13 protein-coding genes are annotated in these 17,249 nt (G+C 74.0%); 4 read left to right on the top strand and 9 right to left on the bottom strand.

Translation table 11 applies throughout. The features are described 5' to 3' along the window. Nucleotides 1–66: 66 nt before the first annotated feature. The 6 genes from ACF089_RS31080 to ACF089_RS31055 form a co-directional block, all read right to left on the bottom strand. The gene (locus ACF089_RS31080) at nt 67–666 is read right to left on the bottom strand and encodes a LuxR C-terminal-related transcriptional regulator (protein WP_392033875.1); all 600 of its coding nucleotides are present in this window, start codon (nt 664–666) and stop codon (nt 67–69) included. A 422-nt stretch (nt 667–1,088) separates the two neighbouring features. Further along, the gene (locus tag ACF089_RS31075) at nt 1,089–2,174 is read right to left on the bottom strand and encodes a trypsin-like serine peptidase (RefSeq protein WP_392033872.1); all 1,086 of its coding nucleotides are present in this window, start codon (nt 2,172–2,174) and stop codon (nt 1,089–1,091) included. 26 nt (nt 2,175–2,200) lie between these two features. Beyond that, the gene (locus ACF089_RS31070) at nt 2,201–3,361 is read right to left on the bottom strand and encodes a trypsin-like peptidase domain-containing protein (RefSeq protein ID WP_392033869.1); all 1,161 of its coding nucleotides are present in this window, start codon (nt 3,359–3,361) and stop codon (nt 2,201–2,203) included. After that, complete coding sequence (locus ACF089_RS31065; RefSeq protein WP_392033866.1) at nt 3,358–6,456, bottom strand: AAA family ATPase; 3,099 nt, start codon at nt 6,454–6,456, stop codon at nt 3,358–3,360. Before ACF089_RS31065 ends, ACF089_RS31070 begins: the two co-directional genes overlap by 4 nt. Then, nucleotides 6,437–7,561, bottom strand: coding sequence for a DEAD/DEAH box helicase family protein (locus tag ACF089_RS31060; protein WP_392033863.1), 1,125 nt, complete (start codon nt 7,559–7,561; stop codon nt 6,437–6,439). The genes ACF089_RS31065 and ACF089_RS31060 overlap by 20 nt, the downstream gene beginning before the upstream one ends. Before the next feature lie 38 nt (nt 7,562–7,599). Beyond that, nucleotides 7,600–8,709: a hypothetical protein gene (locus ACF089_RS31055; RefSeq protein WP_392033860.1), complete on the bottom strand. Its 1,110-nt coding sequence runs from the start codon at nt 8,707–8,709 to the stop codon at nt 7,600–7,602. 284 nt (nt 8,710–8,993) lie between these two features. On the opposite strand from ACF089_RS31055, the gene ACF089_RS31050 reads away from it, so the two are divergent. Then, nucleotides 8,994–9,794, top strand: coding sequence for a caspase domain-containing protein (locus ACF089_RS31050; protein ID WP_392033857.1), 801 nt, complete (start codon nt 8,994–8,996; stop codon nt 9,792–9,794). A gap of 127 nt (nt 9,795–9,921) precedes the next feature. Continuing rightward, complete coding sequence (locus ACF089_RS31045; protein WP_392033855.1) at nt 9,922–11,049, top strand: winged helix DNA-binding domain-containing protein; 1,128 nt, start codon at nt 9,922–9,924, stop codon at nt 11,047–11,049. 30 nt (nt 11,050–11,079) lie between these two features. On the opposite strand, the gene lysA is transcribed toward ACF089_RS31045, so the two are convergent. The 3 genes from lysA to ACF089_RS31030 all read right to left on the bottom strand — a co-directional run bounded on the left by lysA (nt 11,080) and on the right by ACF089_RS31030 (nt 13,763). After that, nucleotides 11,080–12,417, bottom strand: a complete 1,338-nt coding sequence (gene lysA, locus ACF089_RS31040) for a diaminopimelate decarboxylase (RefSeq protein WP_392033853.1) — start codon at nt 12,415–12,417, stop codon at nt 11,080–11,082. 2 nt (nt 12,418–12,419) lie between these two features. After that, a complete protein-coding gene (locus ACF089_RS31035) occupies nt 12,420–12,782 on the bottom strand; it encodes an SAV_915 family protein (RefSeq protein WP_392033850.1) in 363 nt (120 codons plus the stop codon). Between the two features lie 165 nt (nt 12,783–12,947). After that, nucleotides 12,948–13,763 carry a response regulator transcription factor gene (locus ACF089_RS31030; RefSeq protein WP_392033937.1) on the bottom strand — a complete coding sequence of 272 codons (816 nt, stop codon included), beginning with the start codon at nt 13,761–13,763 and terminating at the stop codon, nt 12,948–12,950. Nucleotides 13,764–13,916: 153 nt separating this feature from the next. On the opposite strand from ACF089_RS31030, the gene ACF089_RS31025 reads away from it, so the two are divergent. Both ACF089_RS31025 and ACF089_RS31020 read left to right on the top strand, forming a co-directional pair. Beyond that, nucleotides 13,917–15,593, top strand: a complete 1,677-nt coding sequence (locus ACF089_RS31025) for an AMP-binding protein (protein WP_392033848.1) — start codon at nt 13,917–13,919, stop codon at nt 15,591–15,593. Continuing rightward, nucleotides 15,590–17,221 carry an AMP-binding protein gene (locus ACF089_RS31020; RefSeq protein ID WP_392033845.1) on the top strand — a complete coding sequence of 544 codons (1,632 nt, stop codon included), beginning with the start codon at nt 15,590–15,592 and terminating at the stop codon, nt 17,219–17,221. The genes ACF089_RS31025 and ACF089_RS31020 overlap by 4 nt, the downstream gene beginning before the upstream one ends. The last annotated feature ends 28 nt before the right edge of the window (nt 17,222–17,249 follow it).

The raw sequence follows: 17,249 nt of genomic DNA, 5'->3' as shown, positions 1-17,249 counted from the left end.
TTGACGACAACGCGGCGAGGTGCGGTGCCAGGGCACGCGAGCCCGGCAAGATCCGAAAGAGAGGCCCTAGAGCCAGCCGAACTCCCGGGAGAGGCGGATCGCGTCGAGGCGGTTCCGCGCCCCCGTCTTGCGGATCGCCGCGGCCAGATAGTTCCGTACGGTCCCGCTGGCCAGATGCAGTGCGCTGGCTATCGACGACACGGATTCCCCCTCCGCCGCGAGAGCCAGCACTCGTAACTCGCGAGGCGACAGCGGCACATCGCTCGCCTGGAGCAGACCGAAGGCGAGCGACTGATCGATGTGACGGCCCCCGGCCGCGACCTTCCGCACCACTTCGCTCAGATTGTCCACCGGGCCGAACTTGTCGATGTAGCCCCTGGCCCCGGCGTCGGAGGCTCTGCGCAGATCTCCCGCCCGGTCGCCGCGCGCGAGCACCACCAGGGCGGTGCCGGCCGGATGCCGTAACGACTCGATGTACGAGAGGACTTCCGCGGAATCCGGACAGTCGAGGTCGGTGACCAGTATGTCCGCCGCGCTCTCCGCCATCGCGGAGCGCACCCCGCCCTTGTCCGTGGTGCGCACATGGAGGCCCTGATCCCTGCCGAGCAGGCACGCCAACGAGGCGCGCCACAGAGCCACCGCGTGTACCAAGAGAACCGATGTCATGGGCTGCTCCTCAACTCTCTCTCACTTGCTGTCTTCACGACTTCTCTCAGGGGGCGCATGGTTCGAGTTGGTTCTGCGCGCAACTACCACTAGTTCACCGCAGACGACGTGCGTATCACTGACGAACTGCCTAATACCCGCGACGGGCGGACGCTCGGGGGGCGTGGGAGCGCACGCGGTGACCATCGGTGTGCCCCAGTTGACCAAGCTCCGCGCCCGCGCGCGGGTTTGAGCGGGGGAGCGCTCGGTGCCGCGGACGGGACGGCCGCGCCGGAGGTACGGCCGGGGATCTCCTTCCCTGCGTCCGGGGAACCAGTCGCGTCCCGGCCGGACCCGTCCGAAGGTTGTCCCCGGACGGGTCCGGGAACGCGGCCCGGGGCGGGCTCGCGCGGACCGGGCGGGGCTTCCGTTCGCCCCCCGGGTCAGACGAAGTTGACCTCGGCGCGGCGCAGCAGCGGATCGTCCACCATGCTCCACAGGGGTACCGCGTAGTTGCCCACGCCGTACCGGCCGCCGAAGTGGAGTCCGAGGACCCGGTGGTCGGTCAGGTCGATGACCGGGGAGCCGCTGTTGCCGCCCAGGGTCGAGCAGTCGTGCGTCAGCACGGACCGCTCGGGGACCAGTTCGGTCGCCGTGCCCGGCTGGAGCCGTTTGACGTTGTACACGTCCATGAAGATGCGGCTCATCGCGGCGGGCTCGTTGCGGCGGCCGTCGTACGCGGGGTAGCCGACGCAGTACACCGGGCGGCCCGGCAGATCGGCCGGGGCGTCCGCGGCGACGGCGAGCGCGGTCGGCGTCGGTTCGCCGGAGCCGGCCGGGGCGATCCTGAGCAGGGCCAGATCGGCGTCCGGGTGGATGCCGAGGATGTCGGTGACCTCGTACGCCCCGGCGGTTCCCGGCGGGGGCGGGCCGTCGTACTTCTCGGCGGTGTTCAGCCCGGCCCCCATGCCCTGCCGGAAGATCCAGCCCGCGTCCCGCTCACGGGCGAACTCCACGGCGACATGGCGGTTGGTCATCACCACGTCGGGGCCGACGGCGAAGGCGGTGCCGAGCCAGTCCAGTCCGGCGTGGCCGGAGACGACGACGCGGCCGACCCGGGCGATCGAGGCGCGGATCGCCTCGCGGTGGCCGTCGAGCACCGCCCAGTCGCCCTCCTGCGGGGGGAAGTCCTGGTTCTCGACCAGGAGCGCGGGTCTGCCCTCCAGCAGGACGATGGCCTCCATGCCGAAGGACTCGTCCTCGCCGATCTCGTCGCCCCGGCCCTCGGCCAGCTTCTCCAGTCCCGCCGCCCCGGCGAGCAGCACCCGGTCCCGCTCCTGCCGGGCGGCGCGTTCGTCGGCGGCCCGTTCGGCGGACGCCCGCTCGCCGGGGGCGTGGCCGCCCGGCGGCTCGGCCGTGGACTCGGGCAGCTCCTCCAGTCGGTCGCGGACCCGCCGCGCGACCTCGCGCGGATCGCTGAAGATCTGTTCGGGGCCGGTGGCCACCGGTGATCCGGTGCGCTCGCCCATGGCGTACTCCTCAGTCGCGTGGTGCCTCAGTCGTGCTGTGCCGCGTCGATCTCGGCGCGGACGTCCGGACTCTTCGTCTCCAGATCGCGCATGACCTGGCTGATCTGGGTGCCGACATTGACGAACGCGGTCGTGCGGCCCTGGAAGGTCACGTCCTCCACCCGGCGGGCGCCCCGGTGCAGCGCGACCACCCGCCAGTCGTCGTCGAGGACGGGGGAGCCGGAGGACCCTCCCCGGGTGTCGGTGAAGTAGCGCACATCGCGTTCGTCCGCCGCGTAGACCAGGTTGTTGCGCAGGGCGACCCGCTTGGGCCGGCCGCCGGGGTGCTGGATGATGTTGACGGCGACCGTCTCGCCGTCGGCGACGGTCAGCGGCTCCCGCGCGAGCCGGAGCGCCGGGCGGCCGGGGTCGGCGGCCAGCCGCAGGATCGCGTAGTCGAGATCGGCGTCGGCGGCGACCAGTTCGGCGGCCGGGGCGTCCCCGGCCGTCCCGGCCCCCTCGGCCTCCGCCGCCTCCGCGGCTTCTTCGTCGGAGCACTCGAAGTCGAACCGGGCCCGGGTGTGCCGGGCCTGGAGCGCCAGATCCGCCGGGTCGGCCCGCGGCCGGCGCCCGTCCGTCGCGGAACGGGCGTTGACCACGTGGTGGTTGGTGACCAGGAGGGTCGGCGCGATGAGCCAGCCCGTGCCCGCGTGCGGGAAGCCGTTCGGCGTGAGCGGCGCGCCGTCCCGGTACGGGGGGACCTTGAGGCGCGCGACCGACAGACCGGCCGTGTCGCCGCCGCGCAGGAAGCCGAAGGGGACGGTGTCGTCGCGGTGGACGATCTCCTCCTTGATCTCCCGGCCGGGGGCGAACGCCGCCACGTCGGGCTCGCCGCCCGCCGTGCGCGCCACATCGTCGAGGGCGCGCTGCAACAGCGAGAGCGGATCCGCCGCGGTGGTCTGGGCGATCGCGTTGCGCAGCCAGATCTCCAGCGGCACCGAGCCGTCCACGAGCCGCTCGACCCGGTTCATCTCATTGAGGTCGGAGTGCAGCTGCCGTCCGGGGGCCGGGATCATCGGCAGGGTGCCCCGGTATCTCGGCATGATCCCGTCGAGGAGCAGCGGCCGGACCATGGGGTCGGCGAGCCCGGTCTCCAGGGCGGCGTCCCGGATCCGGAGGATCGTCTCGGGCGGCAGATAGGCGGTCATGGCCCCGCCGGTCCGGGCCGCACCAGCCCGGTCCCGTCCTTTCCGCGATCCGGTCGCGCGACCCGGGGCCCGGGGGGCCGGGGGGCCGCGCCGGGGGCCCGTTCGGGCGGCGGCGCGGCGGGCCGGAGGCGTCCGTCGGTGCCCGCGCCCATGGCGGCGGCCACCGCCGAGGTGATCTCCCCGCTGCGGTCGGGCACCGCCAGCAGCCGCCGGGCGACGGTGTCGAGGGCGCCCCGGTCGCGGGCGAGCCGCAGAATGCCGGTGGTGCTGGAGGGGCCCGTTCCGTGCTGCGGCCGGGCGGGTCCCGCCGCGTCCCGCAGAATCCCCATGAGCGGGCCGAGGAGCGTCGGCTGCCGGCTGGCGGCGCCCTGGATCGCGGCGCCGAGGGTCTCCAGCGCCTCGTCGTCGGACGGCAGCCCCACGACCTCCACCGCGTGTTCGAGCGCGTCGGGGTCGCGCGCGTACACCTGCGAGGCCACGGCCCGCACCAGCGCGGGCTGGTCCGCGAGGACGGCGTCGGGCACCAGCCGCAGCTTGTCGGCGAGCCGGCCCGCGGCGTCCGTCCCGGAGCCCTCGGGGGTCTCCGCGCCGTGGGTGGTTCCGGCGGTCCCGGCGTTTGCGGTGCTTTCGGTGCTTTCGGTGCTTCCCGGGGGCCCGGAGCGGGCGGCGAGCCGGGCCCGGGCCAGCAGCGCGCCCATCGCCTCCAGATCCTGTCCGAGGCCGACGGCGATGTCCTCCGCCCGCCGGAGATCGCCGTCCGCGCCCGCGAGGTCGCCCGCGTCCTCCGCCAGCCGGGCGGAGAGCAGCAGCAGTTCGAGCCGGCGCCCGGCGCAGCCCGCGCTCTCCGCCGCGACGACCGCGTCGGACACCGTGCGGCGGGCCTCCCCGCTCCGCCCGAGCCGGTTCAGCGTCTCCGCCAGCAGGGCGTGCAGGGGGCCGCAGGGCTGCCAGGGCCGCCGCTCCCCGAGCCGGACGAGGGCCGCCTCGGCGAAGCCCTGGGCGAGCAGGTCCTCGATCTCGCGGGCGGCGATCCGCTCCCAGTCCTCCTGGTCGGCGCCGGTCATGACCTGGCGGGGGGCGTCGCCGCCGAGCCGTGCGGTGAGCAGCCCGGCGGCCCGGTGCGGCAGGTCCCGTTCCGCGCCGCTCAGCAGCCGGTCCACGCCGGGCAGCCAGCGCTTCTCCACGTCCCGGGGGTTCTGGTCGAGCCGGAGCCGGTGGTAGATCTCCTCCGCGCGCGCGTCGAGCCCCTCGCGGGCGGCGTAGTAGGCGACCGCGCGGCGCTCCACGGCGCGCATCGCCTCCGTGCGGTCGCCGCCCGGCAGCCGGAGCATGATGGCGCGGATGTCGCCCCGGTGCCGTACGGCGCCGGGACCGGCCGGCTCCATCAGATCGAGCCGGGACAGCTCGTCGAAGAGCCGCCGGGCCCGGGCCGTGCTCTCCACCCGCAGCCCGCAGGGCTCCGCCAGCACCTCCTTGATGATCTCGGGGGTGATGATCCGCAGCACCAGGCCCGGACGGGCGAGCCGGCGGACGTCCCGGTCGGCGATGTGGTGCAGGACGCGGTCGTACAGAATGCCCTGGACCAGCATCCGGTCCACCTCCCGGAAGAAGGCGTCCCGGCGGGCGGGCAGACTGCGGATCAGCTCGGCGGCCCCGTCCGCCTCCCCGCCGGCGAGGACGGCCGCCCGGGCGGCGAGTCTCAGGCTGAGCGGATGGCCGCCGACCCGGTCCGCGAGCACCCGGGCGACCTCGGGGTCGCGTACCCCCGAGGAGGTGAGCAGGGCGACGGCGGCGGGCTGGTCGAGTTCGGTCAGCTCGATCTCGCGGGAGGTCCGGACGCGCATGGGGTGTTCGACGCGGGCGCGCCCGGAGACGACCACCCGCAGCCGGGGGCAGACGGTCTGGAGCGAGAGGAACATCGCCCAGAGCCGGCCGAGCACCGGCGACCCTCGGTACTGGATCTCCTCGAAGGAGTCGACGACCACCAGGAACGGAGCGTCGGCCTGGCCCGCCTCCCCGGTGGCGCGCAGCAGCACCTCGGCGGTCCGCCGGATCAGCCCGGTCTCCCGCTCGGTCGCCAGCAGCTGGAACTCCTGCGACGAACCGCGCCCCAGCAGCGACCGGGTGGTCGCCAGCCGGTGCAGCTGGGTGACCCGCTCCTCGCCCTCGCGCTGGCTGCGGGCCGTCCGCCGGCACTCGTCCACCAGGGCGGTCAGCTCCTCCTGGTGGGCGGGGTACTGGATGCCGAGCTGCCGTGCCATCTCGGCGACCAGGGTGACCGGTTCGCGGATCGAGAGGGTGGGCCGCTCGAAGTCGATGTACGCGAAGGGGAAGCCGGGGTCCCGGTCCCCGATGCTGTCCAGGAGGAACTTGGCGACCAGGGTGCTCTTGCCCATGCCGCCGGGGCCGTGGATCACCAGCGGCGGGGCCGGCCCGCTCGCGCCGCCCGGGCTCCCCGGGCCGTCCTCGCCGTGCACATGGCGGCGCACCTCGGCGAGTTCGCGGGCGCGTCCCTGGAAGGGGCGGCGTACGAGCCGCTCCAGGGGCTGGAGCAGTCTGGCCCGCTCCAGGGCGTGCTGGAGGGCGGCCGGGTCGGGCAGTCCGCCGACGCCGGGCACCCGGGAGAGCCACAGCACCGCCGTGAGGGTGTCGGTCAGTTCACGCGGGCTCAGCCCCGTCGCGGGCGGCCGCTCGCCGTCGAGCAGGGAGAGACAGATCCGCTCGGGCCCGGGACCGTCCCGGACCGCGCCGAGATTGCGCTCCAGCGACCGCCGGGCGGCCCCGGGCCCGGCCAGATTCCGCAGCGTCGTCTCGCGCACCTCGGCCTTGAGGGTCCAGACGGCCCGGTCCTCCATGCCGACGGTGGTGCAGTCGTCCAGCAGTTCGAGGACCGCGCCGCCGCCGGGGCGCTCCTCGCCCTCCCGCGTCAGCAGCATCGGGTCGAAGCGGGTGAGCAGACAGGCCGCCTCCCGATAGCCCCTGCGGGCGTCCGGCACGGCGGCGGCCGGGGCCTCGTCGGCGCGCAGCTCCCGGCGGAGCCGTTCGGCGAAGTCCCTGATCCGGTCGGAGTGCCGGTCAGAGCGTCCGGTAGACACGGACCGCCCCCTCCGTCGCCGAGCAGAGCCTGCGCATGTACCCCTCGCCGCCGTCCGGGGTCCCGACCGCCCGCAGCACCTCCTCGACGGCCGCGTCCACGAGGGCGGCGAGGGTGTCCTCCTCGGGCCGGCCGGGGTCGAGGAAGGAGGGGGGCGACTCGTGGAAGTACCCGTCGAAGAAGGCCCGCAGATCGTCGGGTCCGGCGACCTCGGCCGTATCCCTCAGCAGGCTTCCTCGCAGGTCGTACGGGAGTTGGCGCATCTCGGAGCCATAGCCGAGGAGCACCAGCCGGGGGGCCTCGGGGCCGCGTACGGCGGTGTGCTCGTAGATGGCGAGGGCGAGTTGGCCGATGAAGTCCCAGACGTCCGAGCCGGGGTCGAGCCGGTCGCACTCGTCCAGGACCAGCCAGAGCCGCTCGTCCATCGCGGTCGCCCTGCCGACCACCCAGTGCACGGCGTCGTCGATCGACGGCAGGAGGTCGTTCAGCTCGGTGGGGTTGAGCGGCGCGGCCCCCGCGCGCGGATCGGCGACGAAGTCCGCGAGCCGCCGGACGACCTGCTCGGCGGTGGAGGCCCGGCACAGGGTGACGCGCGCCGGCCGGAAGCCGTGGTGCTGGCCTATGTGACGGATGAGGCTGTACGTGTACGACCTGCCGCTGCCGGGTTCGCCGTCGACCAGCAGCACCGACTTCTCGGGGTCGTCGACGAAGCGGCGCAGCGTCTCCCGCAGCCGGCGGCGGTCGATGAAGACCTCGGCGCCGTTCTTCAGGACCCGGGTCTGGAAGTTGTCCCGGGAGAGATGCGCCCGTCGGTCCTCGCGGAGCCGGCTCCGGAACTCCTCGGCCTTGACCGTCTCCGGCAGCACCGCGAGCCGGTCCTCGGCGACGAGGACCTCCACGAGCCGCAGCTGCCGGTCGATGTCCTTGCGTGAGGCCGCCACCAGGGCGCGGGCGTTCTCGGAGGCCACGGCCGTCAGCCGGAGGGCCGCGACGAACTCCGCCGGGAATCCGCACATGACCAGCCGGCTGTGCGGATCGGTGGTGTCAAGGAGGTACTCTCGCGCCCAGAGGGTGACGAGGTCCCACTCCGTTTCGGCCAATGGCATGCCGCACCCAACTCCCACTCCTCATGATTCCACCCGGCTCATTCCTCCGCAATTCCCGCCGTCAGCGCCCGGATCGGTTCCCCGACTCGTCGATTCTTCAAATACTCGACGATTCCATGGTGGTTTCCGCTGGAATTGGTCACCAGGAGATCCGTGATCCGTTCCACCGGCCGGAAATCGGGCCGCAGGGTGTGGTCCAGGGCCACCAGGTCCCGCAGGTCCGAGGCGTTGCGCCAGGACCGCACGCACGCGGGGACGGCGGGCGGCCCCGCCAGCAGCTCCTGGAACTCGGTGACCGCGAGCGGCGAGCCCACCGTGCAGAACAGCTCGACCTCGCTCTCCCGCCCGGCCAGCACCTCGTAGGCGATCACGGAGCCGAGGCTGTGCCCGACGACGGCGACCCGGGAGCCCTCCAGGCCCTGGAGCGCCTCGCGGACCACCGCGCGCATCGCCTCGCCCACGCCGCCGAAGAAGTAGGCGTGGACATCCTTGAAGGTGCGCTCGACCAGCAGCCGGAAGACGGTTCTGCGGACCGGTCCCGGCAGCGGGAGCGCCTCTTGGCCGCACTCCGCCGGTCTGCCCTCGGCACGGGCCGGTGCGTCTTCCGCCCCGGCAGGTCCGCCCTTCACGCCGGCCGGGGCGTCCCCGCCCGCCGGGTGGCTCGCGGGAGCCGAGGCGTCCGCGAGGACCGGGGTGTCCGTGAGGGCCGGGGTGTCCGTGAGGGCCGGGACGTCCGCCCCGGCCAGGGTGTCCGCGAGGAAGGTCATCTCCCGGAGCCAGCCGCCGAGCGCGCCGTCGGCGCCCTCCGGCCCGGCCGGATCCGCGCCGCCGCCCGCGTCCCGGCCCTCCGGGGGAATTCCCCCGGCCGCGTTCCGTGCGCGCGCCTCGCCGAGAACGCGCGCGATGAAAGCGTCGGCGGATTCGGCACGGCCGGGAGCGGGAATTCCCTCGTCGATTTCCGGGCCGTCCGCCGGGAATTCCGGGGAGCCGTCCGGCAGCGGCGCCGGATGCCGGAGCGGGGCCCAGTACGCCATCCGGGAGACCTCGGCCATGTCCCTTCCGAACAGCGCCGTGTCCCACTGCCGCTTCAGCGATTCGGCGCGGATCTTGTTCCCGATGCCGTGCACATAGACGACCCTGGGCTGCATCGCGCCTCCCGACACGGCACTCACGCCGGTCACTGCCAGTATCGGCCGACCGCGGGACCGCCGCCATTCGGGCCCGGAGCGGGGCGGAGCCGTGACGCGCCGCCCGTACCGGGAGCGCGGGCCGGGCGGCGGCGGACCGGGGGACGCTCCCGGCTCGCGGCGGTCCCGTGCCGGGAGCGCCGAGGGGCGGGACCGTTCAGGCGGTTGGCCCCGGCTCGGGATTGAGACCGCCGGGGCCCATGGAACGCATCCCTGCGAGCACCCCTTCCAGCACAGGAGCCCCCATGGCCACCGGCCTCTCCCTCCACATCGGACTGAACACCGTCGACCCGGCCAAGTACGGCGGCTGGGACGGCCGGCTCGTCGCCTGCGAGAACGACGCCCACGACCTGGCCCGGATCGCGGGCGACGCCGGATTCGAGACCTCGGTCGTGCTCACCGCCGACGGCACCGTCAAGAACATCACCTCGGAGCTGCGCAAGGCCGCCGAACGCCTGGTGCGCGACGACATCCTGCTGTTCACCTACTCGGGCCACGGCGGCCAGGTGCCCGACACCACCGGCCCGGACGACGAACCCGACCGCCGCGACGAGACCCTCGTCCTCTACGACCGGGAGTTCCTCGACGACGAACTCCGCCGGGAGTTCGCCCGCTTCGCCGACGGCGTGCGGATCCTGGTGTTCCTCGACTCCTGCCACAGCGGCAGCGCCGTCGAACTCGCCCCCGGCGCCGGAGCCGCGGTGCGGGCCATGCCCGACGACAAACAGCGGGAGATCTACGAACGGGACCGCGACTTCTTCCAGGGCCTCCAGCGGCGGCTCCGCGAGGACAGGGGCCGCGAGGAGCCCGCGAGCGCGCTGCTGATCTCCGCCTGCCAGGACGATCAGACCGCCTCCGACGGACCGGTCAACGGACTCTTCACGGAGACCCTGCTCAAGGTCTGGAACCACGGCGCGTTCACCGAGGACTACCGCACCTTCCACGAGGACATCGTGAACCGCATGCCGAGGAACCAGACCCCGAATCTGTACCTCCTCGGCAGCCCGGGCGAGGACTTCCTCGCCCAGCGGCCGTTCACCGTCTGACCGGCCCGCCGACGCCGACGCCCCCTCACGGCCCGGCCCGCCGCCGGGGGGATCGCCTGCGCCGGACGGCCGATCGCGGCCCGATCGAGGACAGGAACCGTCCGCGATCCTCCGTACCGTGCACACCATGGCAACCACGACCACCCCTCCCGTGCTCGGCCCCCGCGCCCTCGGCCGGGCCACCCTCGCCCGGCAGCTGCTGCTGCGCCGGACGCCCCGGAGCGAGCTGTCCGTCAAGGGAGCGGTGGAGCATCTCGTCGGACTCCAGGCGCAGAACGTCACACCCCCGTACCACGCCCTCGCCGCCCGGCTCGCGGACTTCGACCCCGGTGAGCTGTCCGCGCTGATGGCCTCCCGCGACGTCGCCCGCCTCGTCACCCTGCGCTCCACCCTCCACACCCACTCGGCCGACGACTGCCTCGCCCTGCGCCCGCTGCTCCAGCCGGGCGCGCCCGACCGCGAGCTGCGCGCCTTCCGCTCCGGGCTCACCGGCGTCGACCTCGACAGGCTGCGCGTTCGCGCCCGGGAGCTGGTCGAGGCGGAGCCGAGGACGATGAAGCAGCTCCGCGAGGAGCTGGGCGCCGCATGGCCGCACGCCGACCCGTTCGCGCTCTCCGTGGCCGCGCGCTGTGTGCTCCCGCTGGTGCAGATCACCCCGCGCGGACTGTGGGGCCGGAGCGGACAGGTCGCCCTCACCACCGCCGAGCACTGGTTCGGCCGCCCCGCCGGGCCCGCCGCCGCGCCGGAGGATCTTCTGCGCCGCTATCTGGCCGCCTTCGGACCCGCGTCCGTGAAGGATCTCCAGACCTGGTCCGGACTGACCCGGACCCGGGAGGTCTTCGAGCGCCTCCGCCCCGAACTGGCCGTCTTCCAGGACGAGCGGGGCGTCGAACTCTTCGATCTGCCCGACGCGCCGAGGCCCCCGGAGGACACCCCCGCGCCGCCGCGCCTGCTGCCCGAGTACGACAATCTGCTGCTCTCGCACGCCGACCGCTCCCGGGTGGTCGCCGACCACCGGCACCGGGCCCTCACCTGGCGCGGCAATCAGTCCTTCCCCACCCTCCTGGTCGACGGTCTGCTCGCGGGGGTCTGGCGGCTGACCGGGACCGGGGCGCGGGCGATCCTGACCGTGTCGCCCTTCGGCCCCCTGAGCCGGGCCGTGCGCGAGGAGGTGGCCGCGGAGGCCGAGCTGACGCTCACCCGGCTCTCCGCGGCCGCCTCGTACGACATCCGCTTCGGCCCGCTGCCCGAGTGACCCGAGCGAACCGGCCGCCCGGCGGCGGGATCAGAGGCCGACATCCCGCCCGAGGTGGTCCTCGAACGCCTCCCGCCGCATCAGCAGCCGCGAGCGCCCGCCGGCGACCGCCACCACCGGCGGCCGCCCGGTCAGGTTGTAGCCCGACGCCATCGACACCTGGTACGCGCCCGACGCGGGCACCGCCAGCACATCGCCCGGCCGCAGATCCTCCGGCAGCTCCACCGACTCCGCGAGCACATCGCCCGCCTCGCAGTGCCGGCCGACCACCGAGGTCGCCCGCATCGGCGCGTCCGCCGACCGGCCCACCATGCGCACCGTGTACCGGGCCCCGTACAGCGCGGGCCGGGGATTGTCGCTCATCCCGCCGTCGACGGCGGCGAAGACCCGCCCGCCGGTGCGCTTGACCGACAGCACCCGGTAGAGCGCGACCCCGGCGGCCGCGACGATCGAGCGGCCCGGCTCCACGGTCAGCCGGGGCCGCGGGAGGTCGAACTCCGCGCAGGCGCGCACCAGCGCGTCGTTAATCCGCCTGCCGTACGCGGCCGGCGCGGGCGCCGGATCGCCGGGCAGCTGGGCCGCCGCGAAGCCGCCGCCCAGATCGAGTTCGGGCAGAGTGATCCCGTAACGGTCCCGGATGCGCGCCATGAACGCGATCACCCGCCGCACCGCGCGCGTGTACGGCTCCGGGGAGGCGATCTGGGACCCCAGATGCGTGTGCAGCCCCGTCAGCTCCAGGCGCGGCTGGCCGAGGATCCGGGCCACCGCGTCCTCCGCGTCGCCCTCCGCGATGGAGAGGCCGAACTTCTGTCCCTCCGCGCCGGTACGGATCTTGCGATGGCCGCCGGCCTCGATCCCCGGCAGCACCCGCACCATCACCTGCTGGGCCTCCGGGCCCGGCACATGCGCCGCGAGCCGGGCGATCTCGCACTCCGAGTCGATGACGATCCGCCCCACGCCCAGCCGCAGCGCGGTCCGCAGATCGTGCGGCGACTTCGCGTTGCCGTGCAGCACGATCCGGTCGGCGGGAAAGCCCCGGGAGGCGGCCAGCTCCAGCTCGCCCGCCGAGCAGACGTCGAGGCCGAGGCCCTCCTCCTCCATCCAGTCCACCATGGCCCGGCACAGGAACGCCTTGGCCGCGTAGACCACCTCGGCGTCCGGCAGCGCCCGCCGCCAGGCGGCGGCCCGGGCGCGCACCTCGGCCTCGTCCACGACATAGGCCGGGGTGCCGTACCGCCCGGCGAGTTCGGTGAGCGACACCCCGCCCACCGAGACGTCGCCGCCCGGCGCGGCGACGGCGGACGCGGGCCACACCGAGGGCGCGGCCGGCACGGGGAACGACAGCGGGGTCGTCGAGAGCGCGGTCATCCTCACACCTCGGTTCGGGAGAGCCGGCGCGCGCAGGGCCGGGCCGGGGCCCCCGTGCCGCGGGCGGCGGGGGAGGGGGCGGTGAGCCGGGGGTCCACCGTCACCACGGTCACCCCCAGAGGTTCGGCGAGAGACCGCAGCGCCGGCTCCGCGAGCCTGATCCACGGCTGGCCCGCGCCCATGACGCGGACGAGACGTTCACGGCTGGTGAACCCGACGGCGGTGCGCGTCCCGAGCGGGGTGCGCAGGAAGCGCAGTCGGCGTCCTCCGGCGGAGCCGAGCCGAACCGGCACGTACAGGAGCCCCGCCGGGCGGGGTTCGTCGGGGTCGGCGGTCTCGGTGTCCTCATGGGCGAGGGTCTTCACGGTGTCCTCCGCAGGGGGGAAGCCGACGCGGGCGCCGGCCGGCGGGAGGCCCCGCCGGTCCTCCGAAAGCTATGCCCGTGCCCCGCCCCCGCGGCCCTTCCCTGACGCCCCGCTGACCGTCCCGCCCCGCTCTTTGACGCCCTCTTGTCGGCGACCGCGCCCCGCTCAGGGCAGCAGCCCCGCCCGCCGGGCCGCCACCACCGCCTCCAGACGGGTGTGCGCCCCCAGCTTCCGCATCGCCGCGCGCAGATACCCCTTCACCGTCTCGGGGCGCAGCCCCAGCCTCTCCGCCGCCGCCGCGTTGGTCGAACCCGCCGCCACACACGCCAGCACATCCACCTCGCGGGGGGCCAGCGCGACCGACCCGGCCCCGCCCGGCGCGTCCGCCGGCGCGCCCCCGCCGGCCGCCGCCAGCCGGCCGCACACCCTGAGCAACTGCTCCCGCAGCACCGCGTCGGCGATCTGCGGGGCCAGCGCCCGCAGCACCCCGTGCACCTCGCGCACCTCCTCCCACGCGCCGAGGCCCGCCACCGGCTCCCGGGCCAGCGCCAGCAGCCCCCGCACCTCGTCCCGGACCACCAGCGCCTGCTCCACGTCCCGCGCCGCCGCCACCGCCGCGTCGAAGGTCCGGTCGCCCAGCGGCACCGGCCGCCGCAGCGCCCCGTACAGCACCCCGCGCACCTTCCGGCGCACCACCACCGGCACCGCGAGCACCGAGCGCAGCCCCTCCGCCGAGACCGCCGCGTCGTACTCGTGACTGATGTGGCGCGCCTCGCTGTAGTCGGTCACCGCGCACGGCCGGGACAGCGCCATCGACTTCCCGCCGAGCCCGTTGCCCGCGCAGATCGACAGCCCGTGCAGGGCGTTGGTCCGCGCCCCGCTGATCTCGGCGATCCGCAGCCGCCGGGCGTCGTCCGACAACCCCCCGAAAGTGATCGGAATCCCGGTCGCCCGGCGCAGCCGCACCAGCGCGGCGCGCATCTCCACCGCCTCGGCAGGCTCGGACACCGCTTCCCTCCCTCCCGTACTCCCACTGCGGGCATCCCGCGGGGGGTCACCCCCCGATCGGGGGTGGTGAGACGTACGTCACTGATTACACGATGCTACTGAGTGGTGAGGCAATGAGGAGGGCACATGACCGCAAGCGGCGCTACCGAGGAGTTCCGGCAGGCCCGGGACTTCCTGCTGCGACACCGGGAGGACTACCGGCGCGCGTACGACGGATTCGTGTGGCCCCGGCCCGAGCGGTTCAACTGGGCACTCGACTGGTTCGACGCCGTCGCGGACGGAAACGACCGCACCGCGCTCCACATCGTGGAGGAGGACGGGGCCGAGACCCGGCTCTCCTTCGCCGAGCTGTCCGCCCGCTCCGACCGGGTCGCCAACTGGCTGCGCGCCCACGGCGTCCGGGCCGGGGACCGGCTCGTCGTGATGCTCGGCAATCAGCACGAGCTGTGGGAGACCGCCCTCGCCGCCATCAAGCTCCGCGCCGTCGTCATCCCCGCCACCCCGCTCCTCGGCCCTCTCGACCTGCGCGACCGCGTCGAGCGGGGCGGGGCCGCCCATGTCCTCGTACGCTCCGAGGACACGCCCAAGTTCGCGGACGTCCCCGGCGGCTACACCCGGATCGCCGTCGGCGACCCCGTCCCGGGCTGGCTGTCGTACGCCGAGACCGCCACCGCCGACAGCGGCTTCAGCCCCGACGGGATCACCCGATCCGACGACCCGCTGATGCTCTACTTCACCTCGGGCACCACCGACCGCCCCAAGCTCGTGGAGCACACCCACACGTCCTACCCCATCGGCCATCTCGCCACGATGTACTGGATCGGGCTCCGGCCGGGCGATGTGCACCTCAACATCTCCTCGCCGGGCTGGGCCAAACACGCCTGGTCCAACCTCTTCGCGCCGTGGAACGCCGAGGCCACCGTCTTCATCCACAACTACACCCGCTTCGACCCGGCCCGGCTGATGCGCGAGATGGACCGCGCCGGGGTCACCAGCTTCTGCGCACCGCCCACGGTCTGGCGGATGCTGATCCAGTCCGACCTCGCCCAGCTGCGCGTCCCGCCGCGCGAGGCGGTCGCGGCCGGCGAGCCGCTGAACCCCGAGGTCATCGAGACCGTGCGCCGCGAGTGGGGCGTCGCCATCCGGGACGGATTCGGACAGACCGAGACCGCCGTCCAGGTCGCCAACACCCCCGGCCAGCTCCTCAAGGCCGGCTCGATGGGCCGCCCCAGCCCCGGCTACCGGGTCGAACTGCTCGACCCGGTCACCGGTGAACCCGGCGCGGCGGAGGGCGAGATCGCCCTCGACCTCTCCGCCGCGCCGGTCGGACTGATGACCGGCTACCGGGGAGACCCGGAGCGCACCGCCGAGTCCATGGCGGACGGCCACTACCGCACCGGCGACATCGGCGCGCGCGACGCCGACGGATACATCACCTACATCGGCCGCTCCGACGACGTCTTCAAGGCCTCCGACTACAAGATCTCGCCGTTCGAGCTGGAGAGCGCCCTCCTCGAACACGAGGCCGTCGCGGAGGCCGCGGTGGTGCCCGCGCCGGACCCGCTGCGCCTCGCCGTGCCGAAGGCGTACATCGTGCTGGCCGACGGCTGGCGGCCGGGGCCCGAGACCGCCCGGCTGCTCTTCGCGCACTCGCGCTCCGTCCTCGCGCCCTACAAACGGGTGCGGCGCATCGAGTTCGCCGAACTCCCCAAAACCGTCTCCGGCAAGATCCGCCGGATCGAACTGCGCGAACGCACCGCGAAGGGCTCGGCCGCCGAGTACGACGAAGGGGACCTGCGATGACCACCGTGACCCGCACCCGTCTCTCCTACGACCACGGCACCGGATCCACCCCCCTCCTCGGCGACACCGTCGGGGAGAACCTCGACCGGGCGATCGCCGCCCACCCGGACCGCGACGCGCTGGTGGTGGCGGACGGCCCGCGCTACACCTACGCCGAGTTCGGAGCCGCCGTCGACCGGCTCGCCCGCGCCTTCCTCGGCATCGGCGTCGACCGGGGCGACCGGGTCGGGATCTGGGCCGTCAACTGCGCGGAATGGGTGCTGGTGCAGTACGCCACCGCCCGGATCGGCGCGATCATGGTGAACATCAACCCCGCCTACCGCGTCCACGAACTGGAGTACGTGCTCAATCAGTCCGGGGTCTCGGTGCTCTGCGCCTCCCTCGGCCACCGCACCGCCGACTACCGCGCCATGGTCGACCGGGTGCGCCCCGGCTGCCCCGCGCTGCGCTCCGTCCACTACATCGGGGACGGCTCCTGGGACGCCCTCCTGGACGCCGCCCGGCCGGTCCCCGCCGAGCGGCTCGCCGAGCGCGCGGCCCTGGTCTCCTGCGACGACCCCGTCAACATCCAGTACACCTCCGGCACCACCGGCTTCCCCAAGGGAGCCACCCTCTCCCACCACAACATCCTCAACAACGGCTACTTCGTCGGGGAACTGCTCGGCTACACCGAACGGGACCGCATATGCATACCCGTGCCCTTCTACCACTGCTTCGGCATGGTGATGGGCAATCTCGCGGCCACCTCGCACGCCGCCTGCGTGGTGGTGCCCGCGCCCTCCTTCGACCCGGCGGCCACCCTCCGCGCCGTCGCCGCCGAGCGCTGCACCTCGCTCTACGGGGTGCCCACGATGTTCATCGCCGAACTCGGCCTGCCCGACTTCGCCTCCTACGACCTCACCTCGCTGCGCACCGGCATCATGGCCGGCTCGCCCTGCCCGGAGGAGGTGATGAAACGGGTCGTCGCCGAGATGCACATGGCGGAGGTCTCGATCTGCTACGGCATGACGGAGACCTCCCCGGTCTCCACCCAGACCCGCCGCGACGACGATCTGGAGCGCCGCACCGGCACGGTCGGCCGGGTGCTCCCCCACGTCGAGATCAAGATCGTCGACCCGGCCACCGGGGTGACCCTGCCCCGGGGCTCGGCCGGTGAGCTGTGCACCCGGGGATACAGCGTGATGGCGGGGTACTGGGGCGAGCCCGAGCGGACCTCGGAGGCGGTCGACCCGGGCCGCTGGATGCACACCGGCGATCTCGCGGAGATGCGCGAGGACGGCTGTGTGCGGATCGTCGGCCGGATCAAGGACATGATCATCAGGGGCGGGGAGAACGTCTACCCGAGGGAGATCGAGGAGTTCCTCCACACCCACCCCGGGGTGTCCGACGTCCAGGTCGTCGGCGTCCCCGACCCGCGCTACGGCGAGGAGATCCTCGCCTGCGTCATCCCCCGCGACCCCGCCGATCCGCCGACCCTGGACGACATCGCCGCCTTCTGCCGCGAACGGCTCGCGCACTACAAGATCCCGCGCAGGCTGGAGATCCTCGACGCCTTCCCCATGACGGTGAGCGGGAAGGTGCGCAAGGTGGAGCTGAGGGAGCGGTACGGGGAGGCCGGGGCCCGCTGAACCGCGCGGGCGCGGCGGCCGTACGGCG

The sequence above is a fragment of the Streptomyces sp. NPDC014894 genome, assembly GCF_043080985.1.
Lineage (GTDB): Bacteria > Actinomycetota > Actinomycetes > Streptomycetales > Streptomycetaceae > Streptomyces.
Note: the sequence above shows the minus strand (reverse complement) of the source record. Positions and strands in the feature narration are given on the sequence as shown.